We start from the raw sequence: 944 nt of genomic DNA on the forward strand, positions 1-944 counted from the left end.
AATATTGGTAATCCTATTCTTCCCGCAATTCATGGTGGTGTCATTGGTGGCTTTATGGAATTGTCTAGTGCTATGTATTTGCTGGTATCTCAGTCGACTTTGAAATTTCCCAAAATTATTGATTTTTCATTAGATTACTTACGTGCCGGTGCAAACCAGGATACCTATGCCTATTGTAATGTGACCCGCCAGGGTGGCCGCGTTGCTAATGTCGAAGTTCACGCCTGGCAAGAAAGCCGCGATAAGCCAATTGCCTTGGCCAGAGCGCATTTTTTGTTAGAGGATTAGGTTTTTCAAAGGGGTCAGACTCGATTGAAATTCAATCGAGTCTGACCCCTTTGAAATTCAACCTCAATGCCCAGGGTAAGCAGTGGTATCGGTCTTCAATTTAAATATCTGATAAGGGCCTTTTTCTTGAATGTACTGGTCAGGCTTGGCTATCACACTTTGTAGCGCACTAGCAGTAACGTATAACCAGCCATTCGGGCCGAAGCTGAAACCATCAGGCCAGCGAAGCTTCTTGTCTTTGTAAAGTGTTTGTATGGAACCATCAGAGCGCATCTGTATGATAGCCGAATGCTCCAGATCGCTGATGTATAGAGTGTCCTCATCATCGATAGTGATGCCATCGCTCATGGTCTTTTCACCAAAAGCTTCGATTTTAGTTTTCAGCGCTTCTGCACTTAGTGCAGGATTATTCAAATCACTTACCCGTACGCGCCACATCTTCTCGTCGGTAACGGGAGCAAAGTAAAGCCATTCTTCGTTGCGGTCTAGCGCAATAGAGTCAACGCCAGGGCGAATAGCAAAAACACCAAACATCAGCATTTTCACACCTTCGACATGAGGAACATAGTAGTCCGGGTCGACCGAGTCGTGGTCTTCAATAGCAATACGAGCACGCTGTTCTATCACATCATAAACGATGATAGATGGGCTAAGAC

Annotated in this window: 2 protein-coding genes; one reads left to right on the forward strand and one right to left on the reverse strand. The window is 45.1% G+C overall.

Translation table 11 applies throughout. From position 1 onward, the window contains the following. Window positions 1-288 (forward strand): PaaI family thioesterase (locus A3766_RS06935; RefSeq protein WP_068641979.1); only part of this gene is annotated, 288 nt, incomplete at its 5' end. A 63-nt stretch (window positions 289-351) separates the two neighbouring features. Here A3766_RS06935 and A3766_RS06940 read toward each other — a convergent pair. Then, window positions 352-944, reverse strand: a 593-nt coding sequence (locus A3766_RS06940) for an SMP-30/gluconolactonase/LRE family protein (RefSeq protein ID WP_197479396.1), incomplete at its 5' end; no start/stop codon positions are given.

This window comes from Oleiphilus sp. HI0132 (assembly GCF_001635845.1).